The organism is Marinomonas foliarum (assembly GCF_003337275.1).
GTDB lineage: Bacteria > Pseudomonadota > Gammaproteobacteria > Pseudomonadales > Marinomonadaceae > Marinomonas > Marinomonas foliarum.
In genome coordinates this window covers 34,731-58,394 of the sequence record NZ_QPJQ01000031.1, presented here as the reverse complement: position 1 = coordinate 58,394, position 23,664 = coordinate 34,731, and the positions used below count along the sequence as shown (strand labels likewise).

The following is a 23,664-nucleotide window of genomic DNA, read 5'->3' as shown; positions in this document are numbered from 1 at the left end:
CATTGAATAGTCACGCTGTGTGCGCTTAATACACTTGATACCTGATGTCGCCATAAAGAAGTCCTCTTTATGTCAACGTATTTTAGGATGGGACAAAATACAATAAAAAAGCAGCATCATTTGAGCTGCTTTTTCTTTACCCAAGAAGATAAAGCGTCTGTCACGCTTATTGTTATCTACAGCCCAATTCTAAAGACTATACTTTAGAATTGGCGGCATTTATTTTGCTTTAAAAATCGGATATTGTGTCCACAAAAAATTATAAAGGGTAAAGAATGTTGGAAGTCAGCGAAAAGCTAAACACCTCTTTGTTTCAGAGCCATCTGAAACGCTCGAACCTTGCTTACTCTAGCTCGACACCTACTAAAAATTCTTCTACCCCGACCAGAAGAGCAAACTTCGTTCTACTTGATCACTTTTCAATGTCGTCTTTCTCTATCGCTCTCGATACACTAGTAACGCTTAACCTAGTTCATGATCACCCGATTTACGAGTGTAAAACATACAGTTTAAAGGATAAAAAAGCGCTATCAGATATTTCGATTGAGTTAACCACAGATGGCAATATTGAAGACATCGAACTAACTAAAGACTCTATCCTTATCATATGCGGTGGTTTCCGTAGCTCGCTTAAACCAGAGCCCTCTCTTAACAAGAAAATAGTCAAAGCCGCACAGACTAACGCCACCATCATGGGGTTGTGGAATGGCAGCTTCTATATTGCCGACAGTAAAATCAAACTAGGTGAATCCATCTCTATCCACCAAGACAATAAAGCCATTATGAGAGAGCGTTTCCCATCGCTGAACTTGTCTACCTCTTCTTTTACCGAAGACAGCGGACTATTCACGTGTTGCGGCCCGAACACAGCACTGGATATGATGCTTCATTTTATAAAAGGCTCTTATGGGCCAGATTGCTCCCAAGCCGTAGCAGAAGTGATTGGTTCGGATCGAACAAGCAACGCTGACACCAAAACAATTAACCGTTTTTTGCGATCCGAAACGCATACACCAGATTGTATTAAAGAAGCCATCCAATTAATGGAAAATAACATTGAAGACCCATTAAGTATTGATGAACTTACTAAGCTAGTTGGCATTTCTCGTCGACAAATAGAAAGATTGTTTAAAATTAACGTCGGCGTCACACCAGCTCGATATTATATGGAGTACCGCTTAACCCGCGCACGTCAGCTAATACAACAGTCGAACTTAAGTATTTTTGAAATCTCTGTTGCTTGCGGCTTTGTCAGCTCAGCTCATTTCAGCCGTACATATCATCGATTCTTTGGCCACCCACCAACAGACACCCGACGCACTTTTCAAGACACGTAAACTTAAGATTCACCACCTAACGAAGCAGCAGAAAATTATGCAAGCAGTGATTTTTGACATGGATGGATTACTCATTGACTCGGAGCCGTTCTGGCAACAAGCAGAGTTCGATGTATTCTCATCTGTTGGTGTTGAAGTTACCGCGGATTTAACAAAGCTAACTGCAGCAATGACAACAAGAGAAGTCACCGAGTTTTGGTACGCTAAGCAGCCATGGCAAAGTACTTCTCTTGAAGAAGTCGAAAATCGTGTCATTGAGCGAGTCAAATATTTGATTGAAACCCAAGGACAGGCCCTGCAAGGTGTCCATGAACTACTCGGCTCACTACACCATGCGAAAGTAAAAATTGGGCTTGCGACTAACTCGCCACAAGATATTATACCCAGTGTGTTACGGCGCCTTAATATTGCTGAGTACTTTACCGCTTACACTTCCGCTGATGAAGTACAGCAAGGCAAACCCGCTCCCGATGTTTACCAACTAACATTACGAAAGCTGAACACTGAAGCTCATCAATGCATTGCTTTCGAAGATTCTCTCGGTGGTATAACAGCCGCCTTAGCAGCAGGTATTAAAGCCATTGCCGTGCCTCATGCAGACGAATTCGACGATGAAAAATTTGACCTCGCACCATACAAAATCAGAAGTTTAACCGAGTTTAATCATAAGATAGGCAAAGCTATTTTGACCTGCTCTTAAAGCTATAAGCTGACTCCAGAAATAACTTTAGATCTTCATCAAACTACGAATATGGCAAAACGCAGCGCGACCTAGAGCGTCTATGTTGTAGCCGCCCTCTAGGACAGACACAATTTTCCCACCGCAATGGCGATCTGCCACATCCACCAAAAGATCGGTAATCCACGTAAAGTCTGACTCGCTCAGTCTAAGTTGCCCCATTGGGTCTTCTTTATGAGCATCAAACCCTGCTGAAATCATAATCAATTGAGGTTTAAAGGCCTCCAGAGCTGGCAGTAATTGTTCAGAAATAATCGCTTGAAAGGCCTCACTACCAGAACCCGCTTCCAGAGGCATATGTAAAATATTATCGTGTGAAGCGCCTGGGTCACTGTAGGGATAAAATGGATGTTGATAGCTGGAGCCATAAAGCACTTTGGGGTCAGATTTGAAAATATCTTCTGTGCCGTTGCCGTGATGAACGTCAAAATCCACAATCGCCACACGATCTAAACCATATTGTTCAATGGCGTAGCGAGTTCCAACGGCGATATTATTAAACAAGCAGAAGCCCATGGCTTTGTCATATTCCGCATGATGACCCGGCGGACGAATGGCGCAAAACGCATTGTTCATCTCACCCGTCATGACTAGGTCTACCGCTTTAATCACTGAACCAGCAGCATACAGAGCCGCATCCAAAGTATGCGGCATCATCAAGGTTTCAGGCTCTAATTCCACATGGCCTTCTTCTGGCGAGCGCGCAAAAATAGAGTCCACATAGGCTTGGTCATGAGCTAGGACAACTTGTTCTCGGGTCGCCGGGCCAGATTCCATTCGACGTAGAAAATCCATCAACTGCCCCATGATCAGGCGATTTTGAATCGCCCCAAGCCGCAACGGAGACTCAGGGTGATCAGCGCCCATATTATGCTTATCGCAATAAGTGTGTGTGATGTAAGCCGTTGTCATTAGGTGTCTCTACATTATTATTTTTTCTGTCTTTGGCATTTTCGTGTCTTGTATCAAACCACAAAAGCACCAAAACAATCTATCCTACCATGGTCTATCATTGCGACAGATGAAGACTGTGCTACTGTCATAAGATGTACATTGAGTTTATGGAGAAGATCAAGTGAGCCAACACGCATTACAATCTCTACTCGCCCCTAAGTCTATGGTGGTACTCACTGGCGACGATGCGAACGATCCGCTTATGCTAGCTCTATTAAACTCATTATCTACTGCTCAAAAATCTTGTCCTGTGTATTTAGCGGGTGTTCAACCTGCTCAGACTGTCCTCTTTCCGTTGGTAGCAAGTTTAACGGAATTAACCACCAGCCCAGACATCGCCGTATTAGTTGGCAGCCATAGCACTCAATCAATGGAAGATATTATTGCTGACTGTGGCGCAGCGGGCATTGGTTCTTTGCTGATGTTATCGTGGACGGGGGACAGCCAAGAATCACTGGTTGAAGCACTGCGCAAGAACAATGTGCGTTTACTTGGCCCTAACAGCTTTGGTATTTGTCGCCCAAAACAAGGCGTTTTTGCTTGGCTTGGTTTAACGCAACCGCTAGCGGGCCGCTTAGCCTTGATGTCTCAATCTGGTACAGTCGCCAGCGCCCTTGTGGACTGGGCAACTTGGCAAGGTATTGGATTTTCTCAAGTCGTATCCATGGGGACGCCCGTTGATGTGATGCCGTCACAAGTCTTGGATTATTTATCCAATGATTTCGACAGTCAGGCGATTTTAATGTATTTGCAAAAAATTGGTCGCCCAACTCGCTTCCTCAGCAGCCTGCGTGCTACAGGGCGCAGCAAACCTGTTGCCGTTGTGACAGAACATTCTATTGGCGCAGATGAACGTGTGTTAGACGCCGCGCTGAGCCGAACCGGTGCGGTACGTGGTCGACGTTTGAATGATTTAATCGCGGCCGCTTCGGTAATGACCAATGCTCGTCGAGTCAAAGATGGATCTTTATTGGTCATAGGAAATGGGGCAGGACCAGGTGAGCTAGCAGCACAACGTGCCACAGAACTTGGCATAGACTTACTTACACCAGAAGGCGAACTGCGCATTAAACTGGAATCCACCATGGCAGGCCGTGGCGGCATTGGCCCGGTGACAACCGTTTGGGCAAGCTGTGCGACGGATCTATTTATCGATCTCGCTGCCGATGCACTAAGCAGTTCAGATTGCGGTGCTGTATTGTTAACGTTGAGCCCTACAGCTCTTATCGATATCGACTCCTTATACGATCTCATCATCAAGTTACATCGCACTCAGAAAAAGCTCGTCATGGTCTGTTTGCTCGGCGGTGGCAATATGACCAATATGCGCACACGCATTAACGAAGCAGGCATTCCAACCTTCCGCACACCAGAAACCGCCATAGAAGGCTTTCAATTTTTGGTGCAATTCCAGCGCAACCAATTACTCGCCAAGCAATCGCCAGACAGCCATGCATTCCGCTTTAAAATCGATGTCTCAGAAGCCACAAACAAACTCAATCTACTTTACAAACAAGGTGATAAAACGCCAACAGCGGATGCTTTACGAGATATTTTTGAGCTGTTTCACATTCGATTAATTACTCGTCGTCAGTCTTCAAATCAGTTATCCGCTCCCATCCATTTACGCGTCTTTCAAGATGTGGTGTTTGGCCCAGCCATCGGACTGTCATTAGAAGGCGCTCAACAACATAAGCAAGCGGAGGCCGTTGCCTTACCGCCGCTAAATACCATTTTGGCGAAAGATTTAATTCAGCGCGCCTTTCCCGGCGAAGAATCTTTTGAATTGGAAAGCTTACTGCACAATTTATCCACCATGGTGTGTGAATTACCCGAAATTGAAAACTTAGAACTGTCCGATGTGAGACTTCACGACAGTGGCAGTGTTTACGCAGATGTCACAGCGAATCTTAGACTATGTAAAAACTGGCGGCGCTATGAGCATCTTGCCATTCACCCTTACCCGAGACAATGGGTATCGGAGCGAGCATTGAAAAATGACGAGATCGCCACCGTTAGACCTGTTTTACCAAGAGATTCTGGCATCTTAGCGGACTTTGTTCGCAGCATGTCCCACGAGACTCGCTACTTTCGCTTTATATCCAATATCGAAGAATTAACACCACGCATGCTCGCCAGTCTTTCCCACATCGACTATGACCGCGAGATGGCGCTGCTTGCCGTGATTCAACGAGATGGTCAAGATGTATTAATAGGCACTGCTAGATATATAGATAACTTCGATGATCAAAGCTGCGAATTTGCTGTCGTATTAGGAGACGAATTCCAAGGCTTGGGCTTAGCGTCTTATCTGATGCGAAGACTGATGCAAGTCGCGGCCGACAAAGGCATTCGAGTGATGAAAGGCATCGTTTTAACTGAAAACAAACACATGATCGACTTCTGCCGCCATTTAGGGTTCACCATCCAACGTGATCCAGACGATTTTGGCCAAATGGTAGCGAGTATAAAACTCACACCAAGCATGCTGGAAAAATGTCGAGATGCTTGCTAGTTCAAGACCTTAATATCAACCTCAACCACTCCATCGCGTGTATTAGCAATGCGTTGAAAAGCCGACTTACTAAGATCAATAATCCGACCACGAACGAATGGCCCACGGTCATTGACTCGCACCACCACACTTTTACCATTGGCGACATTGGTCACTTTCACTTTAGAGCCAAAAGGTAGACGTTTATGGGCGGCCGTCATGGCCTTTTGATCAAATAATTCCCCACTGGCGGTTTTTCGGCCTTGGTATTTCATGGCGTAATAACTGGCTCCGCCGCTTTCTTCGAACCCTACTGAACCTGAACGACTGATTGGACCACTGGCGCAAGCGGTTAAAACGAGAGAAGAGATGACCCAACATAAGATGTTAATTGTTCGCATGGTTTTTCTTTTCCTTTAAGCCACTTTGATTTTCAGCGCTATAGTAGCAGATAGATAAACATAACAAGTTCAGCACTTCGAAACTTCCGTCAGCGTCTTGTCAGTTTTCAGGTATATCTTTTCATGATTACTCTACACACGCCTAATAATAATGAATATAAATTCGAGACATGATTAACATCACTTACGACACCAATAATATTGGCTTAATTAAGGTATGCTTCACGCCATCGAACACCACTGCTTTTTTCGAAAGATAGACATGACTTCTCGTTTTTTATTGCTTTGTAAAACCCCTACTCGTTGGCCTACAATTTGGCGATTATCCGTCTTATTAGCCGTGTCTTTTGTTTTAGTGGTGTGCTTTGAATACGCCAACTTGCCCGCAGCTCTCTTACTTGGCCCTATGATTACAGCCATTATCTTAGCGGTCAGCGAGGCAGGCATGACAATGCCCAAACCACTGTTTTTAATGGCTCAAGGCATTTTGGGCATGATGATAGCAAACAGCCTTCCGCTGACCGTCTTTGCAAAGATTTCTATGGAATGGCCGTTGTTTCTAATTGGCACTGTCTCAACGATTGTCGCGTCTAGCTTTTTAGGTTGGCTGCTTAGTCGTAGCGGTTTACTACCTGGCACCACAGCCATTTGGGGATCGTCTCCCGGTGCCGCCTCGGCAATGACCATTATGTCCGAATCCTATGGAGCGGATATGCGATTGGTTGCCTTCATGCAATATTTGCGTGTGGCGTGTTGCGCTATCGCGGCAACCGTTGTTGCGGCGGTATTTCACGTTGATGGTGTTACTACTGAGTCGATTGATTGGCTCGGCGTGCCTTCATGGTCAGGTTTCGCCATCACATTATCGGTCATCTTGGTGGTGAGCATTATTGGCGTAAAGCTTCGCCTTCCAAGCGGGCCTTTGCTGCTTTCTCTCGCGATAGGGCTGGTGATTAAGTTCACCGGTGTTTTACCTATCGTTCTACCCCATTGGTGCTTAGCGATCAGCTTTGCCATATTAGGTTGGGGTATTGGTTTTCGCTTCACTCGGCAAGTATTACAACACGCATGGCATGTCTTCCCGCACGTGTTAGGCGCGATTCTAGCGCTCATTGCCATTAACGCTTGCTTAGCCATGCTTTTGATCACTTTTGCCGATATCGACCCACTCACAGCCTTTCTCGCCACAAGTCCTGGCGGTGCTGACTCTGTTGCCATTATTGCCGCATCAACCAGCGCCGATGTGTCTTTTGTCATGGCTATGCAGGTGGCAAGGTTTTTATTGGTACTGATTGCTGGGCCAATGCTGGCGCGCTGGCTTTCAAGGAACCAAGACGACTAAACGAAAAAACCACCCGAAGGTGGTTTTGTAAACTAACAATTAAATACTAGCTAGCTTGTTCGAGATTCTCTGGGCCAAACGAGAAAGGCAATAGCTCGTTCATCGTGAGGGATTTTCTCACGCCTTCTGCGCCACAAATATGAATCATGGTATCCACAGAAGAGAACTCACGAATTTTTTGACGGCAGCCGCCACAAGGTGTTACTAATTCACTGCCTTTGCCAATCACATAGATGTCTTTGATCTGCGTATCTCCGCCAAGCACCATAGAAGCAATTGCACCCGCTTCGGCGCATGTGCCTTCGGGATAAGCCGCATTTTCTACATTACAGCCAGAATATAGTTTGCCGCCAGTGGTTAAAATCGCTGCACCAACAGGAAACTTAGAATAAGGCACATAGGCTTTATTCATCGCGTCTTTAGCAAGTTCAAACAGCTCTGCATTCTGTTTCATATCAGACATGCTAGGCTCGCTCTTTCACGTAAGGGCGACCAATGGCTTTAGGACCGATCGCTTTGCCAATGAAACCTGCAAGCAACAAGACAGTTAATACGTATGGTAAAACTTCAATTGCCTGAACTGGCACTTGGCCAATACCTGGAATCTCAACACCCTGCATGCGAACCGCCACAGCATCCAAGAAACCAAACAACAAACAAGCCAGCAATACTGGAACAGGACGCCACTTCCCAAAGATAAGCGCAGCCAATGCCATGTAACCTTTACCCGCACTCATGTCTTTCAAGAAACCAGCGTTATGAGCTGTAGACAAATACGCGCCAGCAAGACCACATAAAATGCCACAAATGATCAAGGCGCGATAACGAATGAAAGAGACCGAAATACCCGCCGTATCTACCGCATGAGGGTTCTCACCCACTGCACGCAGACGCAAACCGAAACGAGTTTTATAAATCGCCCAATAAGTAATAGGCACCATTAAAAATGCCAAATAAACCAAAATATTATGGCCACTTAGCAAATTCGAATAAATAGATCCGATCACAGGCACACTTTCCAACGCATCTGCAAATGGGAAGGTAATGTCTAAGAAGCGCGCATCACCAGTTAGTGCAGGTGTTTGACCTCCCATACCAAACCAATGCATTGATAAAGTAACGGTTAAACCAGCTACTATCGTGTTAATCGCTACACCAGAAACAATGTGATCACCGCGGTGTGTGATACAAGCAAAGCCGTGAATCATGGCTAAGCCAACCGAGGCCATTATACCAAAGCACAAGCCAATCCAAGCTGAGCCAAAAACAGATGCTGCCGCTGCTGCCGCAAAGGCACTGCCCAGAATTTTACCTTCTAAACCGATATCAACAATGCCCGCGCGCTCAGAATATAAGCCCGCTAGTGCAGCGAAAATAAGCGGAGTAGAAACGCGCATTGTCGCGTCTAACATGAGTATCAATGTTTCAAACATAATCTTCCCCTACGCGACCGCTCTGCGAATAAAAAAGCCTTCGATACGATCCTTGAACATATGCTCAAGCGCACCAGAGAACAAAATCACCAAACCCTGAATTACCACAACGATTTCAGGCGTAATGGTTGGAATTTCAAATGCCAACTCAGCACCACCTTGGTACAAGGCACCAAACAAAATCGCCGCCAAGATAATACCAATCGGGTTGTTACGTCCCATCAAGGCCACCGCGATACCCGCAAAACCATAACCCGCCGTGAAGTTGAGCAATAAGTTATGGTTCACACCCATGATTTCATTCAGACCAACAAAGCCAGCCAAGCCACCAGAAATCAGCATCGCCCAGATGGTTACTTTAGCGGTATCAATACCGGCATAACGCGCCGCTGTTGGGTTTGTACCCAGCGTTCGCAGCTGGTAACCCCAACGGGTATGCCAAACCAATCCCCAAACAAACACACAGCACAACAAAGCCCAAATGAAAGACAAGTTCAGTGGAGAGTCACCGATTTCGATGCCAAGTGGTGAAAAAACTTCATGCAAATAAGGTAACCAAGCATTTTCTTCAAATGTTCGGCTATTTGGTGCCATACGGCCATCTTGTTTTAACCAGTTCACGATTAAGTAAACCATCAACGAAGAGGCAATAAAGTTAAACATGATGGTAGTGATAACAATGTGACTACCACGGCGGGCTTGCAAGTACGCAGGAATATAGCCCCATGCTGCGCCAAATACCGCTGCACCAATTACCGCCAAAGGCGCAATTACATAAAACGGCATAGTGTGATCAAGAGACAAACAGATCAACCCCACACCCAAACCACCAATATAGGCTTGCCCTTCACCGCCTATGTTGAACAAGCCACCTTTAAAGGCAACCGATACCGCTAAGCCTGTAAAGATCAAGTTTGTCGCGTAATACAGCGTATAACCCATACCTTCATCGTAACCAAAAGCGCCATAGATCAAATAACCAGCGGCCTCAATCGGGTTTTCACCAATAGCAAGAATTACCAAGCCAGATACCAGAAATGCCAACAAAATATTCAGCACTGGAATAAGGGCAACATTTACCCAAGCAGGAACTTTCGCCTGACTCATGCCGATACCCCTTCTTCTTCGTTAAAAGCGTTAGCCATCATCAAGCCAAGGGTTCGTTCGTTCGCATCTTTTGCATCAAGCTCGCCAACAACCGCACCATCAAACATCACAATAATGCGATCACTTAGCGCCATAATTTCATCCAATTCAACGGACACAAGTAAAATGGCTTTACCTGAGTCTCTTAGTTTTACGATTTGTTCGTGAATGTTTTCGATCGCACCAATATCAACACCGCGAGTTGGCTGACCAATCAATAACACTTCAGGGTTTTGTTCAACTTCACGGGCAATAACGATTTTTTGCTGATTACCACCAGAGAAATTTGCTGTTTTCAAGTGAGGGTTTGGTGGGCGCACATCCCAAGCCGCCATGCGATCATTACATTCATCGAGCATCGCCTTGCGGTTCATTAGGATTTTACCGTTATAAACTGGCGAGTTATGGTAACCCAACACAGCCGCTTCATAAGCTTCAAAACCCGTTACTAAGCCCATTTTATGGCGATCTTCCGGCACATGAGCCATCTTTAAATCGCGCATTTGTGCGGCATTTTTCGGTGCTTTTGCGTTAATCACTTGGCCTGCAAAGTGGATTTCACCTTCATCCATCGGCGTAATGCCTGAAAGAACACTTAATAACTCGCTTTGACCATTACCAGACACGCCAGCAATACCTAGGATTTCACCAGCACGCAGCTCTAAACTTACGTCCTTTAAGCGCTTCACGCCTTGACTATCAAACTGAGATAAGTTTTTCGCAGACAGCAAAACATCACTCGGTTGAGCTTCATCTTTATCAACAGTAAGGCGGACTTTTTTGCCAACCATCAACTCAGCAAGATCTTCCTTGCTCGTATTGACTGTTTCTCGGTGCGCTACCATTTCACCTTGGCGCATCACCGATACATTGTCGGTGGAAGCCATGATTTCACGGAGCTTATGGGTAATGAGCAAAACAGTAACGCCTTGTTCTTTTAAGGCTTTTAGAATACGAAACAGGTGGTCAGCTTCCTGTGGCGTCAGTACACCAGTCGGCTCATCCAATATAAGAATACGTGCGCCACGATATAAGGCCTTTAAGATCTCAACGCGTTGCTGTAAACCAACCGGAAGTTCCTCTACGATTGCGTCTACATCAATGTCTAAACTGTATTCATGAGCCAAGCGTTGCAATTCTACGCGCGCTGCACCGATACCATTTTTAAGTACCGCGCCGCCTTCTGCGCCTAAAATAACATTCTCAAGAACACTAAAATTTTCCACTAACATGAAGTGTTGATGCACCATGCCGATGCCGGCATTGATCGCATCTTGAGAACTACGAATATCAACACGCTTGCCATCTACTTCAATATGGCCCGTGTCGGCTTCATAAAAGCCATAAATGATACTCATCAGGGTAGATTTACCCGCACCGTTTTCACCGATGATGCCGTGAATCGTACCTGCTGGAACTTGTAAGCAAATGTCTTTATTGGCCTGAACGGCACCAAAACGTTTACTGATGTCTCGCAACTCAATTGCGTATGGCATTGTTTTATTCGTCATATCTAAAAGTAATTCATCTGCTTAAGAATCAAACACACTAGAACAAAAAAAACAGTTACTCACATGACGCAAGTAACTGTTTTCTTTGGCAAGTTAGTAGTTACACGTGTTGTCAGACATGTAATCGTGAACTGCAATGTCACCACTAATAATTTTTGCACGAATATCATTGATCTTCGCTTTCATATCAGCAGTGATTAGCTTGGCATTATTATCATCCAACGCCCAATCAACACCGTCTTCAGCAAGACCCAATACAACTAGGCCTGGTTTCCAAGTACCTGCAGCAGAATCTGTATAGGTTTTGAAAGCGGCTTCATCAACACGCTTAACCATAGACGTCAACATTGTGCCTGGTTGGATATGGTTTTGGTTTGAGTCAACACCGATCGCCAACTTACCTTCGTCTTTTGCTGCTTGGTAAACACCGATACCCGTACCGCCGGCTGCAGCAAACACAACATCTGCGCCTTTAGAGAATTGACTTTTAGCTAATTCAGATCCTTTCGTTGGGTCATTGAACGCTGCACCAGTAGAACCCGTCATGTTTTGCAAGACAGTGGCGTTAGGAGATTCATATTTAACACCCTGTTCATAACCACAGCCAAACTTACGAACAAGAGGAATGTCCATACCGCCAACAAAACCTACTGTATCGGTTTTAGACGCCATAGCTGCCAAAGCACCCACTAAGAAAGAACCTTCTTGCTCTTTAAAAACAACAGACTGAACGTTTGGAAGGTCGATCACACCATCAATGATAGTGAAGTTAATTTCAGGAAAATCTTTCGCGACTTTCTCAACCGCAGACGTCATGTTAAAGCCAACCGTAACGATTGGAGAATAACCGCGTTTTGCTAAACGACGTAGGCCTTGCTCTACTTGCGCTTCGTTTTTAGGTTCAAATTCACGAACCTGAATGCCCGTTTCAGCCGTGTATTTTTTAACGCCGTTATAAACACCTTCGTTAAAAGATTTATCGAATTTACCCGCTTGATCATAAACAACTGCAGGTTCTGATGCAGCTTGGGCTAAACTTGATGAGATAGCCAATGCTGTTACTGACGCAAGAAAGACAGCTTTCATTCCAATTCCTCTTATTTATGTAATATGTTCTAGGCAACTATAGAATCTTGCCTAACTGGTCAAAAATAAACCGATTAACTCCATACCGCAACGATATATGCACATTTTAAGCAATATTCTTACTTATATGGCAAAAAGCCAATCCAGAAAACACTTTTTTCTAGGTAACAACAATTACCCATTATAGCTGAACAGCAATTCTTATGCCGCCAATCTCATGCAGACATAAACAAATGGTCAAGATTGGCAATTAACGCAAAAAACCGTGCTACGTTGAGCCTGACGAATTTCTTTTAAGGGAGCATTGCATGAGATACATGGTTTGTCTGCTCGACCATAAACCGCTAATTCTTGTTTAAAGTAGCCCGGTTTGCCATCACCACCAACAAAGTCTTTTAGCGTGGTTCCGCCCTGTTTAATGGCAGCGGCCAGCACCACTTTAATGCATTCTACCAAACGCGCCAGACGCACTTTACTAATTTTACCCGCCAAACGATCTGGACGGATTCCCGCTTTAAATAGCGCTTCATTCGCATAAATATTACCAACTCCCACCACGATCTTGCTGTCCATGATAAAAGTCTTAATAGGAACTTTGCGCCCCTTCGCTCTAGCGTACAGCATGTCAGCATTAAAAAGCTCTGAGAGCGGCTCTGGGCCTAAATGTGCGATTAGTTCATGCTCTTTCCAATCTTTCGTTGTCCACAGAATTGCCCCGAAACGTCTCGGATCCGTATATCTCAACCATACATCGTCATCGGCAAAGCAAAAATCCACATGATCATGAAACAACGGCGGCGTCTCGGCAGGCACAAAATACAAACTACCAGTCATACCAAGATGAACAATCAAGGTGCCTTTTGACGTATGAATACCAATGTATTTACCACGACGGGAAAGATGAGTAATTTCCTCACCTACCATTTCTGAGCTTAGCTCAGGCGTGATTAACCAGCGCAGCTTTGGCTGACGAATATCCACTCTAGCAAGAGTGCGTCCAACTAATTTGGGCTCGATGCCACGTAAGGTGGTTTCTACTTCTGGTAACTCAGGCATAGTTAACCTCAATGATGACTAGACACACAGACAATACTGAGTAAACAAATAAAGTGCAGCTACTAATTGCCACAGGAAAAATATTGACCAAATGAACAAGGTGTTTCTATTAGATACAAAAAAACCGACTCACTGAGTCGGTTCCTTTTGACAAAGACCGAAAATTATTTAATTTTCGCTTCTTTGTACATAACGTGCTTACGTACAACAGGATCAAACTTTTTCATTTCAAGTTTGTCCGGAGTATTTCGCTTGTTCTTGTCAGTTGTGTAAAAGTGACCAGTACCAGCAGAAGATACCATGCGAATTAGATCGCGAGCGCCTTTAGAAGCCATGATTCAGATCCTTATACTTTTTCGCCGTTAGCGCGCATTTCAACAAGAACTGTTTCAATGCCCTTTTTATCGATAATACGCATACCTTTAGAAGATACACGTAAACGGATGTAACGGTTTTCACCTTCGACCCAAAAACGGTGCCAATGAAGGTTAGGAAGAAAACGACGTTTAGTACGGCGTTTTGAGTGAGAAACGTTGTTACCTGTAACAGGACGCTTCCCAGTAACTTGACATACGCGAGACATAATTAAATACCTTTTGCTATCCAGAAAGATTATTGGAAGTGTTTCACTTCCTCAGGCGGAGCATGATTCCTTATGAATCAAAAAAATCCCATACCGAGGATATAGCGGCGCGCATTTTCCCATAAGCCAACCCATTGAGCAATTCTTTTGTTAAAAAAATGATCAATTGGCGCGTTCGAACAAAAAGCACCAACGAAACATATAGTCGCACTTCTTATTGAAACTAGCGTTTACCTCTACAGAGCATCACTATCTTCATTGTAAAACCGCCTATACCAGTCCCCTCTCAGCCAAGGACACTGGCGAGCCATCGCCGACCACAAAGTGATCCAACAGCCGCACATCGACGAGATCAAGAGCCCGTTTGATTTTCTCGGTAATACTGATATCCGCTTGGCTCGGTTCGGCTACGCCACTTGGATGATTATGGGCGAGGATTACCGCGGCGGCATTGTATTGCAGTGCTGCTTTAACGACCTCACGAGGGTAAACCGCGGCAGCATCGATGGTGCCCATAAAAAGCTCTTGGTAACGAATTAATCGGTGCTGAGTATCTAAGAAGAGCACCGCGAAGACTTCTCGCTGCGAATGGCGTAACTGGGAAGAAAGATAAGTTCGGACGTGTTCTGCACTGGTGAACACAGTTTCGCGCATTAGCTGCTCTTGCAGATGGCGCTTGGACATTTCCAGTACAGCTTGCAGCTGAGTGTATTTTGCATCCCCTAAGCCAAAGCCTTGACAAAACTCCTCTCGGCTCGCCGACATTAATGCTCGCAAACCACCAAACTGAGACAATACTTGCCGAGCAAGCTCGACCGCGCTGATGCCTTGCGTTCCAGTACGAAGGAAAATAGCTAAAAGTTCAGAGTCACTTAAGGCGCCTGCACCTTGGTGAATTAGTTTCTCACGCGGCCTTTCCTGCTCAGGCCAATGTTTAATACTCATGATCTACTCCTTGATACATGATAATCTTGCTTTAACTTAGACAAGCAAAGTTAGCGGTAACGTAAAAATACTCGCAAAAGGCATCCTGCCTTATTTGCTAACCTTATCTATCACAGATCGAATTGAGAAGTTTTTTATGTCAAGTCTCGCTCAAAAACGCATTCTATTAGGTATTACTGGTGGCATCGCTGCTTATAAAAGCATCGAGTTAATTCGTTTGTTAACTAAGGCTGACGCTGAGGTTCAAGTCGTTTTAACAGAAGGTGCAAAAGCTTTTGTCACTGAGATGACCCTACAAGCTATCTCTGGCAACCCTGTTCGCAGTACCTTATTAGACCCAAATGCCGAAGCGGGAATGGGACATATAGAGCTAGCAAAATGGGCTGACTTAATCGTCATTGCACCCGCTTCTGCTGACTTCATGGCGCGCTATGCTCAAGGCATGGCAAACGACTTATTAAGCACCCTATGTTTAGCCACCGAATCCCCTGTTTTGATTGCTCCTGCTATGAACCAAGCCATGTGGCGCCATCCTGCAACACAAGCCAATGCAAAACTACTAGCCGAACGAGGCGTATTAAACATCGGACCTGCTGATGGCGCGCAAGCTTGCGGTGATATTGGGCCTGGGCGCATGAGTGAGCCGAATGATATTTTTAATGCTGTTATCGCGCATTTCCAAGGCTCTCTAATCGAGCAAGATCTAACTGGCCAACACTGGGTTATTACCGCAGGTCCAACCATGGAATCTATCGACCCAGTTCGTTACATCAGTAATCACAGCTCAGGTAAAATGGGTTACGCCCTCGCCAGTGCAGCCATTGCCCGTGGCGCGAGAGTCACCTTGGTTAGTGGCCCAGTACAATTAACACCGCCCACTGGAGCGAATATTATTGCAGTAAAAAGCGCTGATGAAATGCTAGCTGCGTGCGAGCAGAGCATGAGCACTCAAGCTGATGTATTCATTGGTGCCGCAGCCGTTGCCGACTTCAAAATGAAAGCCGCCAGCGATCAAAAGATGAAGAAACAATCCGACACGGATGAAATGACTCTGACGCTGGTTAAAAACCCAGACATAATAGCGACACTTGTCCTACAAAAACGCGCCAAAACCATAGTGGGCTTCGCGGCTGAAACACAAAATGTGATCGAATACGCGAAAAGCAAGCTAGAACGCAAAGGTCTGGACATCATTATCGCCAATGACGTATCTCGTGCGGATATTGGTTTTAACCAAGATGAAAACCAAGTCACAGTGATTACCAAAGACAAAATTTGGTCACCTGACAAAGCCGCAAAAAGCAACCTAGCAAACCAACTCGTTGAGTTTATTCAGCAACACATTAAGTCTGCGCCTTAAACCTCATCATGCATTAAGAGAAAAGAGAAGATAACCATGAAACAAGCGATTCAATTAAAAATCCTGAGCGACAAAATCGGCAAAGAAATCCCATTACCAACTTATGCGACAGAAGGTTCTGCTGGTTTGGATTTGCGCGCTTGCCTTGATCAGGCAATCGACCTTGCACCAGGTGAAACAACGCTACTACCAACAGGCTTGTCTATTTACATCCAAGACCCAAATTTAGCAGCAACTATTTTGCCACGCTCTGGATTAGGCCATAAACATGGCATTGTATTGGGCAACCTAGTAGGTTTAATCGATTCAGATTACCAAGGTGAGCTAATGGTGTCTTGTTGGAACCGTGGCAATACAACATTCACCATTGAACCTGGCGAACGTGTCGCTCAATTAGTTTTGCTTCCTGTTGTTCAAGCAGAATTTAATATTGTCACGGAATTCGAAAGCACCGAACGTGGTGAAGGCGGCTTTGGTCACACAGGCACCAAGTAAGCACAGAATACTTAGAAAGGGTGAGAATAATTCACCTTTTCTAAGTGCCTTAATACATTCACTCACCCTTCCCACGCCAGTCTGATAATATTAAGTTTCATAAGTCAAAACTTCGTCAATTTCGTATAAATTTCTATAGTTAATCCTTCAATATCACGCTATTATTTCAAACCTAAGTGGTTGCTTACACTCTTTACTGGCCTTGTCTGTCATCGTTTTATCAAACTGACTCGGTAAAATTGTTATTTTTTTAAATAAGTAACACCAGCATATTGTATCTATTTTTCATGCAACCCATTCTTTGTTTACAGGAGTACATAAATCGTGGCTTTTTCTCGTGAGTCTGCTTTAGATGTGGCTAAGGTTTTAAGCGAATCGCTTCCTTACATCCAACGCTTTGCTGGTAAGACGCTGGTTATCAAATACGGCGGCAACGCAATGACAGATGAAAATTTACAAGCAGGCTTTGCACGAGATATCGTTTTGATGAAAGCCATTGGCATTAACCCTATCGTTGTTCACGGTGGCGGGCCTCAAATCGGCGACATGCTAACGAAGCTGAACATCGAATCAAAATTCATCAATGGTATGCGCGTAACCGATACTGCCACCATGGATGTTGTTGAGATGGTACTAGGTGGTCAAGTAAACAAAGAGATCGTTAATTTGATTTGTGAAGCAGGTGGTAAAGCCATTGGTATCACAGGCAAAGATAGCCGCTTTATTAAAGCGAAAAAATTGTTCGTTAAGCACCAAGCCGAAGGCATGTCTACTCCAGAACAAGTGGATATTGGCCATGTAGGTGAAGTAGCAAGCATAGATACTAGCTTTCTAAAATTGTTTGAAAACAGTGACCTTATTCCTGTCATCGCGCCAATTGGCGTGGACGATCAAGGTAACTCTTACAACATCAATGCTGACCTTGTTGCTGGCAAAGTGGCGGAAGCTGTTGGTGCAGAAAAACTCATGTTGCTCACCAATATTTCTGGCGTACAAGACAAGCAAGGTAATGTCTTAACAGGATTAAGCACAGCTCAAGTAGACGCGCTGATCGCTGACGGTACGATTTACGGCGGCATGCTACCAAAAATCAGCTGCGCATTGTCTGCAGTAAACGCCGGCGTCACAAGCGCACATATTATTGATGGTCGTGTACCGCACGCGACTTTATTAGAAATATTTACCGACACAGGTGTTGGTACGCTAATTTCCAATACCAAAGTAGGCGAATAAGCCTAGGTAAAAGCAATCAGTACAAGCAATAAATAACACTGGCAGAAAACTGGACTCGACACATGAGCAATAAAAAAAACGATCGCCGCACTCAAATACTGCAATCTCTAGCACAAATGCTAGAAAGCAGCCCAGGAGCACGTATAACTACGTCTGCTCTGGCAAAACAAGTTGGTGTATCGGAAGCTGCTCTGTATCGTCATTTCCCCAGTAAAGCGAAAATGTTTGAAGGCTTAATCGAGTTTATTGAGGAAAGCCTTTTTACTCGCATCAATTTGATCATCCAAGAAGAGTCGAATGTGGTTTCTCGTATAGAAGTCATCATGAAGCTGATTCTTGGTTTTGCCGAACAAAATCCAGGCATGTGCCGTTTATTAACTGCAGATGCGCTAGCTGGTGAGACGGAACGACTTAGAGTTCGTATTGCACAAGTATTTGACCGTATCGAAACCCAGTTAAAGCAGATCATTCGTGAAGCAGACTTAAAGCAAGGCCTACGACCAACGATGGGGGTTGCGCCATGTGCGAATTTTCTGATTGCAATTATCGAAGGTAAGATCCGCCATTACGTTCGCAGCGAATTTAAAGTTAAGCCAATGGACATTTGGCAAGAGCAATGGACAGTATTGGCACAGAACTTGATGCTAAATCGTTAAGGTTTTAGATTATTATCTAAAACCTTAACGAAATGTTTTGCATCAAATACCGTATTGATGACGGTATTCTTTAACCGCATTAAGATGTTGCGCAAACTCAGGAGAATCCTGTTCTGCTAAATACATCATGATGTCGTTTAAAGAGACAATGCTAATAACTGGCATTCCGAAGTCACGTTCGACTTCTTGAATGGCAGACAATTCACCCTGGCCTCGTTCTTGACGATCTAGGGCGATAAGAACACCAGCGGGAGTGGCATTAGCATCTTTAATAATAGCCATAACCTCTCGAATGGCTGTTCCTGCGGTAATAACGTCATCAATAATCATGACATTACCTGCTAAAGGAGCACCAACTAGAGAGCCGCCTTCACCGTGAGTTTTTGCTTCTTTACGGTTGAAAACGTATGGTGTGTCTACATTATGATGGTCATACAGGGCAACTGCTGTTGTTGTTGCTAATGGAATACCTTTATAGGCTGGACCAAACAGAACATCAAATGGAACATTTGCTTCCATTAATGAGGTTGCGTAAAAGCGCCCTAACTTCGCAAGTGCTTGGCCTGAACTAAATAAGCCGGCATTAAAAAAGTAAGGACTTACGCGTCCTGATTTAAGCGTGAATTCGCCAAAACGTAGCACATTTTGCTCAATAGCGAATTCGATAAAGTCTCTTTGGTAAGGTTTCATGCCAACTCCAGAAAGATAAAAATAATACACAACACAGCACCGCCAAGAACGAGCGAAGCCATGCCAACATTGGATAGGTGCTAATATAACACACGGCTAGGAATTGTAGGGACCAGAAATGAAGGTCATCAGCCTTAATGTAAACGGTATAAGACAAGCAGCAGAACGCGGCTTTTTTGAATGGATGGTTCGTCAGGACCCAGATGTTGTATGTCTACAAGACATACAGGCAGACGAACGTACGTTAAATGACAGTGTGTTTTTCCCGCCTGGGTACAACACATACTTCTTTGACTCCATGGAAAACCCTGAGCAAGCTGGGGTTGCGATCTATTGCAAAACCATGCCTAAAGCCATTATGACAGGAATGGGATTCCCTGAATGCGACTTTGAAGGGCGCTTTATTCAAGCAGACTTCGATAAAGTAAGCATAGGTGCTTTCTTAACGCCTCATGGCTCCAATCATGAAGAAGCATTGCAAGAACATAAATATCGCTTCATGGAAGGCTTTAAAAACCACTTAATTAAAACTCGTCGCAAGCGTCGTGAATTTATTTTTTGTGGTACGGCCAACGTGGCGCGTTCACCGATTGATGTGAGCAGCTGGTTCGTTAACCAACGCAACTCTGGCTTCTTACCAGAAGAGCGCAAATGGATTAACGAAATCTTCAATGAGTTGGAATACATAGATGCGTTCCGCCAAGTGAATAAGCAAGACAAACAATACACTTGGTGGCCAGACTATGAGCGTGCTTGGAAGCTGGATGAAGGCGGTCGTTTAGATTATCAAATCGCCACGCCTGGTATCAAAAACCTAATTCAAGGTGGCACGATTTATAAAGGTCAGCGTTTTTCTGACCACGCGCCATTAATCGTAGAATACAATATTGACTAAGAGTTCTTAAACACAAAAATTCTTGAGCGCCCTCATAGTCAAAGAAAAGCCCGCTAGGATCACTCCTAGCGGGCTTTTTACTTTATGGCACTCAATGAGCCAATAATAACACTATTCATTCACCAGCGGCTTGTGCCTCACTTTTAGTTTCAGCTGATGGATGCCACCGGGAGGAATATCGTATTCGTCAGTAAGAGCATTAGCGGCTTCCACACAAACAAAACGTCGGTAATCTTCGTCTTCCATATCAACGCGCTGTCTCGCCAATTCAGCACCTGGGTTCCACAACACAGTGCTATTGCTACCTTCGGTACTGATTACTAATTTTCTTTGCAAGCCTGGATCATGGATTTCGCACACATCTGGTGCAGATACATAGACGCGATCCATATGATCACACGGCGTCACAGCACCTTGTTGAAGGTGACGACTACCGTTATCAAATTTGTCAACGTAAGTGACTTGCTCTAGACCATGCACTTCTGCGGTTTGGTTGTCCGATATATTGAAGTAAGTATGCAGCGCTTCACTTACTGGCATAGCTTTATCAGATAGATTAGCTGCCGAGAAATTAATCCGGAAGCCTTTGTTTGAGAAACGAAACACTTGGCGCAATTCAAAAGCGTACGGCCACATTTCTTCAACCAAAGGATGATTTTCAGACGCCAAACGAATCACAATTTTCACGTCGCCATTTTTAAAACGTCCCGCTTCGATAAATTCCCAGCGAAAATAACGCGCTACTCCATGTGCAGGATAGTCATCATGGACATAATTGGCTCCAAACCACGGCCAACATACAGGAACACCAAAATGGCGGCGACCGAAGCGCCCTTCTCCACCTTGGTTTACGGATTGAAAAAGAAGGTCCTCTTGACCAGCAGGAATAAAGCTTTCTAAATGACCGCCCCACAACGCGATGGATGCGCTGAAGCCCGGTTGCTCGATAATGATTTGATCACATTTTCTAAAGCTTGACGGGCGAATTTCACCACCCAGCTCTTCCAACTCTTGAATCAGTCGGCCATTCATCTATAACTCCATAAAAGTGTTTTAATACGCCCATATTAACTGCAGCCAATATGATTACAATAGTTTGAAGTTATACTAACAATTCAGCAGAGTAGATAAGCAATCAGAACAGCAATTAAAACTTAACCTCACCACGCTTTTAAGCTATAAAACACAACAACCTAGCAGGTATTTCCCTGATATATAGAGTGTTCTATTTTTCTTTCCAGAGGCGCTGAATTTTTTATGAATCAACAAAGTGATCCTAAAATAGTAATTGGTTGCGAGGAGTGGTGTGCGTTTCCCTCTCTAAACATCCCAGCTATTAAAGCAAGAGTAGATTCAGGGGCAAAAACCTCTTCGATGCATGCGATTAACATCAAGCGCTTTACCCACAATGATGAACACTGGGTACGTTTTGAGGTTCATCCCCTACAAAAGAATCGTAAGGCAACCGTTCATTGTGAAGCTCAGCTTGTTGATCAAAGAGTTATTAAAAGCTCGAGCGGAGACAAAGAAAGCCGCCCTGTCATTCGTGTACCTCTGACACTTGGTAATAAAACTTGGGAAGCAGAAGTCACGCTAACCAATAGAGATACCATGGGCTACAGAATGTTACTTGGTCGTGAAGCAATGAATGGGCGCGTTCTCATCGACCCTGAGGGGCTATGCTTACAGGGTGACAAGCAAGAAGAAACATTGGTGGAACTTTATAAAATCCCAGCCAAGAAAAAATAGCAGAAAACACCTTCCTTTTCCAAAAACACACAAAAGGAAGGCACTATTTAGAAAGAGCTTGGCTCAGGCGTCGTAATTTATGGTTAGCAGCAGATAATGCCATTTTATTGGTTGCGATATCTGTAACATCATAGACAACCAAACATATATTCTTGATTGACCCATCAGGACTGGAGATTGGACGTATTGCTACATTCTGATACATCTTATTTGCCATACCTGTAATGGGACGATAACTTTTAAATGGAAAGAAATGCGGTCGCTGCTCCCAAGATATAAAAATCGGCGTTTTCAAAGCAAAGACATTATCCAACTTCTGGTGCAACCACCCTGTATCTAATTCTGGATAAAGCGTCAGCAAAGATTGCTCCTTCGCTATCGATGAACTCACACCACTATGATTTTCCATGAAGTTGTTCCATAGCTTTACTCGATACTTCGAATCCAACACCACAAGCCCAACATCAATATGATGAAGCATATCAAACATCCAATGAAGATCTGCCATTCCATCCGCTTCATTACTCATTCGTCTTCCTCAACCAAAAAGGACAATAAATTTTCTAGCGTTGGCACAGAATCTTCAGTGAAAAGCATAATTAAATCGCAACTAATCTGATAGTTTTCCACTTCATAGACAATTTCAACCGCTAACGTTCTTTTCCACGTCGCTTTCTTTTCATTAATCAAGTCGGCAATTTTAACATGTTGCCCCAGTAACAGCGGATGGCTATGACTAAAATCGATATTAAGTTGCTTCCCAATGGCAGCCATAAAAGGGCCAACCAAAACAGAAGAGACATCCATCAAAAGCTCTGTTTCTAACTCTCTCGTAATGGTATCCGTCACGCCTAAAAGTTTCGCCATATTTGGAAAGCTGGAATCACTAAAGATGAGCAGAGTTTCAAACGCAATACCAGAGCCGACATAACCTTGCGACACTGCTGAGCAACTGTCTTTTTTAACGCTATAGTCCAACGCCATTTGCAGTTCACTGACTTCCAAAATATTCACAGTCGGCACAGGTAACTTAATAAATACATTCAGCATTTCTGCTAATACGCTAGCGGCACGACCCATAGCAATGTTCGAAATTTCTTGTAAGCATTCATTGAGAGTAAATTGCTCTGCAGCCGTCTGCTGCTCAGCAACAACCTTACTCTGCAGATCATCACTATCGACAGAAAAAAGTTTTAGCGAAATCAATAAACTACGCAGCTCTTCAGCGGATGCGGGTTTTTTATGAAAGGCTATTGCTCCCATATCCCTTACCCGCTGGATAGCCTTCGGCTGAACATCACCAGAGACCACTATTACTGCTGGCGCCTGCTCAAAGGACTGTAACGCTTCGAGCGTTTCATAGCCGTCTTTCACCGGCATATTTAAGTCTAAAAACAGAATATCAAAATCTGAAGATGACAAGATATCCATTGCCTCTTGACCGTCTTCAGCAAACTCGACTTCGACATCCCAGTCTGTCGGCAATATTCTAGCCAATTGCTTGCGGGCAATCTTTGAATCATCACAAATCAGTACTCGTGTACTCATTATTACTCTCT

25 protein-coding genes are annotated in these 23,664 nt (G+C 44.3%); 10 read left to right on the top strand and 15 right to left on the bottom strand.

The window, feature by feature from the left end:
* Nucleotides 1-275: 275 nt before the first annotated feature.
* Nucleotides 276-1,337, top strand: a complete 1,062-nt coding sequence (locus DFP77_RS14980) for a GlxA family transcriptional regulator (RefSeq protein ID WP_114413040.1) — start codon at nucleotides 276-278, stop codon at nucleotides 1,335-1,337.
* Nucleotides 1,338-1,374: 37 nt separating this feature from the next.
* Nucleotides 1,375-2,037 carry a hexitol phosphatase HxpB gene (hxpB, locus tag DFP77_RS14975; protein ID WP_114413039.1) on the top strand — a complete coding sequence of 221 codons (663 nt, stop codon included), beginning with the start codon at nucleotides 1,375-1,377 and terminating at the stop codon, nucleotides 2,035-2,037.
* A gap of 27 nt (nucleotides 2,038-2,064) precedes the next feature.
* Here the strand turns inward: hxpB and DFP77_RS14970 are convergent, their stop codons facing one another.
* The gene (locus DFP77_RS14970; RefSeq protein WP_114413038.1) at nucleotides 2,065-2,988 is read right to left on the bottom strand and encodes a histone deacetylase family protein; all 924 of its coding nucleotides are present in this window, start codon (nucleotides 2,986-2,988) and stop codon (nucleotides 2,065-2,067) included.
* A gap of 163 nt (nucleotides 2,989-3,151) precedes the next feature.
* Between DFP77_RS14970 and DFP77_RS14965 the strand changes: the two genes are divergently transcribed.
* Nucleotides 3,152-5,545, top strand: coding sequence for a bifunctional acetate--CoA ligase family protein/GNAT family N-acetyltransferase (locus DFP77_RS14965; protein WP_114413037.1), 2,394 nt, complete (start codon nucleotides 3,152-3,154; stop codon nucleotides 5,543-5,545).
* Here the strand turns inward: DFP77_RS14965 and DFP77_RS14960 are convergent.
* Nucleotides 5,542-5,925, bottom strand: a complete 384-nt coding sequence (locus DFP77_RS14960) for a septal ring lytic transglycosylase RlpA family protein (RefSeq protein ID WP_114413036.1) — start codon at nucleotides 5,923-5,925, stop codon at nucleotides 5,542-5,544. The two genes, DFP77_RS14965 and DFP77_RS14960, sit on opposite strands and share 4 nt — an antisense overlap.
* 262 nt (nucleotides 5,926-6,187) lie before the next feature.
* Here DFP77_RS14960 and DFP77_RS14955 point away from each other — a divergent pair, with 262 nt between their 5' ends.
* Nucleotides 6,188-7,267 (top strand): AbrB family transcriptional regulator, encoded by a 1,080-nt coding sequence (locus DFP77_RS14955; RefSeq protein WP_114413035.1) that lies wholly within the window; start codon nucleotides 6,188-6,190, stop codon nucleotides 7,265-7,267.
* 46 nt (nucleotides 7,268-7,313) lie between these two features.
* Here DFP77_RS14955 and DFP77_RS14950 read toward each other — a convergent pair whose 3' ends face one another.
* From DFP77_RS14950 to radC, 9 genes are all read right to left on the bottom strand, one after another.
* Entirely contained in the window at nucleotides 7,314-7,730 is a 417-nt protein-coding gene (locus DFP77_RS14950; protein ID WP_114413034.1) for a cytidine deaminase, read from the bottom strand.
* 1 nt (nucleotide 7,731) lies between these two features.
* Complete coding sequence (locus tag DFP77_RS14945; RefSeq protein ID WP_114413033.1) at nucleotides 7,732-8,700, bottom strand: ABC transporter permease; 969 nt, start codon at nucleotides 8,698-8,700, stop codon at nucleotides 7,732-7,734.
* Between the two features lie 9 nt (nucleotides 8,701-8,709).
* Nucleotides 8,710-9,807 carry an ABC transporter permease gene (locus DFP77_RS14940; RefSeq protein ID WP_114413032.1) on the bottom strand — a complete coding sequence of 366 codons (1,098 nt, stop codon included), beginning with the start codon at nucleotides 9,805-9,807 and terminating at the stop codon, nucleotides 8,710-8,712.
* Nucleotides 9,804-11,357 carry an ABC transporter ATP-binding protein gene (locus DFP77_RS14935; RefSeq protein ID WP_114413031.1) on the bottom strand — a complete coding sequence of 518 codons (1,554 nt, stop codon included), beginning with the start codon at nucleotides 11,355-11,357 and terminating at the stop codon, nucleotides 9,804-9,806. The genes DFP77_RS14940 and DFP77_RS14935 overlap by 4 nt, the downstream gene beginning before the upstream one ends.
* Nucleotides 11,358-11,450: 93 nt before the next feature.
* The gene (locus tag DFP77_RS14930; RefSeq protein WP_114413030.1) at nucleotides 11,451-12,443 is read right to left on the bottom strand and encodes a BMP family lipoprotein; all 993 of its coding nucleotides are present in this window, start codon (nucleotides 12,441-12,443) and stop codon (nucleotides 11,451-11,453) included.
* 237 nt (nucleotides 12,444-12,680) lie between these two features.
* A complete protein-coding gene (mutM, locus tag DFP77_RS14925) occupies nucleotides 12,681-13,499 on the bottom strand; it encodes a bifunctional DNA-formamidopyrimidine glycosylase/DNA-(apurinic or apyrimidinic site) lyase (RefSeq protein ID WP_114413029.1) in 819 nt (272 codons plus the stop codon).
* A gap of 164 nt (nucleotides 13,500-13,663) precedes the next feature.
* Nucleotides 13,664-13,834 (bottom strand): 50S ribosomal protein L33, encoded by a 171-nt coding sequence (gene rpmG / locus DFP77_RS14920; protein ID WP_011978459.1) that lies wholly within the window; start codon nucleotides 13,832-13,834, stop codon nucleotides 13,664-13,666.
* Nucleotides 13,835-13,845: 11 nt separating this feature from the next.
* Nucleotides 13,846-14,082, bottom strand: a complete 237-nt coding sequence (gene rpmB / locus DFP77_RS14915; RefSeq protein WP_072838851.1) for a 50S ribosomal protein L28 — start codon at nucleotides 14,080-14,082, stop codon at nucleotides 13,846-13,848.
* A 270-nt stretch (nucleotides 14,083-14,352) separates the two neighbouring features.
* A complete protein-coding gene (radC, locus tag DFP77_RS14910) occupies nucleotides 14,353-15,027 on the bottom strand; it encodes a RadC family protein (RefSeq protein ID WP_114413028.1) in 675 nt (224 codons plus the stop codon).
* A 136-nt stretch (nucleotides 15,028-15,163) separates the two neighbouring features.
* Between radC and coaBC the strand changes: the two genes are divergently transcribed.
* The 4 genes from coaBC to slmA all read left to right on the top strand — a co-directional run bounded on the left by coaBC (nucleotide 15,164) and on the right by slmA (nucleotide 18,771).
* Entirely contained in the window at nucleotides 15,164-16,387 is a 1,224-nt protein-coding gene (gene coaBC / locus DFP77_RS14905) for a bifunctional phosphopantothenoylcysteine decarboxylase/phosphopantothenate--cysteine ligase CoaBC (RefSeq protein ID WP_114413027.1), read from the top strand.
* Between the two features lie 36 nt (nucleotides 16,388-16,423).
* Complete coding sequence (dut, locus tag DFP77_RS14900) at nucleotides 16,424-16,882, top strand: dUTP diphosphatase (protein WP_011978451.1); 459 nt, start codon at nucleotides 16,424-16,426, stop codon at nucleotides 16,880-16,882.
* Nucleotides 16,883-17,206: 324 nt separating this feature from the next.
* Nucleotides 17,207-18,115, top strand: coding sequence for an acetylglutamate kinase (argB, locus tag DFP77_RS14895; protein ID WP_114413026.1), 909 nt, complete (start codon nucleotides 17,207-17,209; stop codon nucleotides 18,113-18,115).
* Between the two features lie 62 nt (nucleotides 18,116-18,177).
* Nucleotides 18,178-18,771 (top strand): nucleoid occlusion factor SlmA, encoded by a 594-nt coding sequence (gene slmA, locus DFP77_RS14890; protein ID WP_114413024.1) that lies wholly within the window; start codon nucleotides 18,178-18,180, stop codon nucleotides 18,769-18,771.
* Between the two features lie 42 nt (nucleotides 18,772-18,813).
* On the opposite strand, the gene pyrE is transcribed toward slmA, so the two are convergent.
* On the bottom strand, nucleotides 18,814-19,461 hold the full coding sequence (pyrE, locus tag DFP77_RS14885) for an orotate phosphoribosyltransferase (protein ID WP_114413023.1): 648 nt from the start codon (nucleotides 19,459-19,461) through the stop codon (nucleotides 18,814-18,816).
* Between the two features lie 118 nt (nucleotides 19,462-19,579).
* Between pyrE and DFP77_RS14880 the strand changes: the two genes are divergently transcribed.
* Nucleotides 19,580-20,356: an exodeoxyribonuclease III gene (locus DFP77_RS14880; protein WP_114413022.1), complete on the top strand. Its 777-nt coding sequence runs from the start codon at nucleotides 19,580-19,582 to the stop codon at nucleotides 20,354-20,356.
* Between the two features lie 111 nt (nucleotides 20,357-20,467).
* Here the strand turns inward: DFP77_RS14880 and DFP77_RS14875 are convergent, their stop codons facing one another.
* The gene (locus DFP77_RS14875; RefSeq protein WP_114413021.1) at nucleotides 20,468-21,388 is read right to left on the bottom strand and encodes a D-hexose-6-phosphate mutarotase; all 921 of its coding nucleotides are present in this window, start codon (nucleotides 21,386-21,388) and stop codon (nucleotides 20,468-20,470) included.
* A 225-nt stretch (nucleotides 21,389-21,613) separates the two neighbouring features.
* Between DFP77_RS14875 and DFP77_RS14870 the strand changes: the two genes are divergently transcribed.
* A complete protein-coding gene (locus tag DFP77_RS14870; RefSeq protein ID WP_114413019.1) occupies nucleotides 21,614-22,105 on the top strand; it encodes an ATP-dependent zinc protease family protein in 492 nt (163 codons plus the stop codon).
* A 43-nt stretch (nucleotides 22,106-22,148) separates the two neighbouring features.
* On the opposite strand, the gene DFP77_RS14865 is transcribed toward DFP77_RS14870, so the two are convergent.
* Both DFP77_RS14865 and DFP77_RS14860 read right to left on the bottom strand, forming a co-directional pair.
* Nucleotides 22,149-22,634: a transcriptional regulator gene (locus DFP77_RS14865; protein WP_114413017.1), complete on the bottom strand. Its 486-nt coding sequence runs from the start codon at nucleotides 22,632-22,634 to the stop codon at nucleotides 22,149-22,151.
* Entirely contained in the window at nucleotides 22,631-23,653 is a 1,023-nt protein-coding gene (locus DFP77_RS14860) for a response regulator (RefSeq protein ID WP_181858569.1), read from the bottom strand. Before DFP77_RS14860 ends, DFP77_RS14865 begins: the two co-directional genes overlap by 4 nt.
* Between the last annotated feature and the right edge of the window lie 11 nt (nucleotides 23,654-23,664).

Excerpts from the sequence above, each read along its gene's own strand:
- DFP77_RS14980 (WP_114413040.1), top strand. The coding sequence starts at position 276 with ATGTTGGAAGTCAGCGAAAAGCTAAACACCTCTTTGTTTCAGAGCCAT.
- hxpB (WP_114413039.1), top strand. The coding sequence starts at position 1,375 with ATGCAAGCAGTGATTTTTGACATGGATGGATTACTCATTGACTCGGAG.
- DFP77_RS14970 (WP_114413038.1), bottom strand. The coding sequence starts at position 2,988 with ATGACAACGGCTTACATCACACACACTTATTGCGATAAGCATAATATG.
- DFP77_RS14960 (WP_114413036.1), bottom strand. The coding sequence starts at position 5,925 with ATGCGAACAATTAACATCTTATGTTGGGTCATCTCTTCTCTCGTTTTA.
- DFP77_RS14955 (WP_114413035.1), top strand. The coding sequence starts at position 6,188 with ATGACTTCTCGTTTTTTATTGCTTTGTAAAACCCCTACTCGTTGGCCT.
- DFP77_RS14950 (WP_114413034.1), bottom strand. The coding sequence starts at position 7,730 with ATGTCTGATATGAAACAGAATGCAGAGCTGTTTGAACTTGCTAAAGAC.
- DFP77_RS14945 (WP_114413033.1), bottom strand. The coding sequence starts at position 8,700 with ATGTTTGAAACATTGATACTCATGTTAGACGCGACAATGCGCGTTTCT.
- DFP77_RS14940 (WP_114413032.1), bottom strand. The coding sequence starts at position 9,807 with ATGAGTCAGGCGAAAGTTCCTGCTTGGGTAAATGTTGCCCTTATTCCA.
- DFP77_RS14935 (WP_114413031.1), bottom strand. The coding sequence starts at position 11,357 with ATGACGAATAAAACAATGCCATACGCAATTGAGTTGCGAGACATCAGT.
- DFP77_RS14930 (WP_114413030.1), bottom strand. The coding sequence starts at position 12,443 with ATGAAAGCTGTCTTTCTTGCGTCAGTAACAGCATTGGCTATCTCATCA.
- mutM (WP_114413029.1), bottom strand. The coding sequence starts at position 13,499 with ATGCCTGAGTTACCAGAAGTAGAAACCACCTTACGTGGCATCGAGCCC.
- rpmG (WP_011978459.1), bottom strand. The coding sequence starts at position 13,834 with ATGGCTTCTAAAGGCGCTCGCGATCTAATTCGCATGGTATCTTCTGCT.
- rpmB (WP_072838851.1), bottom strand. The coding sequence starts at position 14,082 with ATGTCTCGCGTATGTCAAGTTACTGGGAAGCGTCCTGTTACAGGTAAC.
- radC (WP_114413028.1), bottom strand. The coding sequence starts at position 15,027 with ATGAGTATTAAACATTGGCCTGAGCAGGAAAGGCCGCGTGAGAAACTA.
- coaBC (WP_114413027.1), top strand. The coding sequence starts at position 15,164 with ATGTCAAGTCTCGCTCAAAAACGCATTCTATTAGGTATTACTGGTGGC.
- dut (WP_011978451.1), top strand. The coding sequence starts at position 16,424 with ATGAAACAAGCGATTCAATTAAAAATCCTGAGCGACAAAATCGGCAAA.
- slmA (WP_114413024.1), top strand. The coding sequence starts at position 18,178 with ATGAGCAATAAAAAAAACGATCGCCGCACTCAAATACTGCAATCTCTA.
- pyrE (WP_114413023.1), bottom strand. The coding sequence starts at position 19,461 with ATGAAACCTTACCAAAGAGACTTTATCGAATTCGCTATTGAGCAAAAT.
- DFP77_RS14880 (WP_114413022.1), top strand. The coding sequence starts at position 19,580 with ATGAAGGTCATCAGCCTTAATGTAAACGGTATAAGACAAGCAGCAGAA.
- DFP77_RS14875 (WP_114413021.1), bottom strand. The coding sequence starts at position 21,388 with ATGAATGGCCGACTGATTCAAGAGTTGGAAGAGCTGGGTGGTGAAATT.
- DFP77_RS14870 (WP_114413019.1), top strand. The coding sequence starts at position 21,614 with ATGAATCAACAAAGTGATCCTAAAATAGTAATTGGTTGCGAGGAGTGG.
- DFP77_RS14865 (WP_114413017.1), bottom strand. The coding sequence starts at position 22,634 with ATGAGTAATGAAGCGGATGGAATGGCAGATCTTCATTGGATGTTTGAT.
- DFP77_RS14860 (WP_181858569.1), bottom strand. The coding sequence starts at position 23,653 with ATGAGTACACGAGTACTGATTTGTGATGATTCAAAGATTGCCCGCAAG.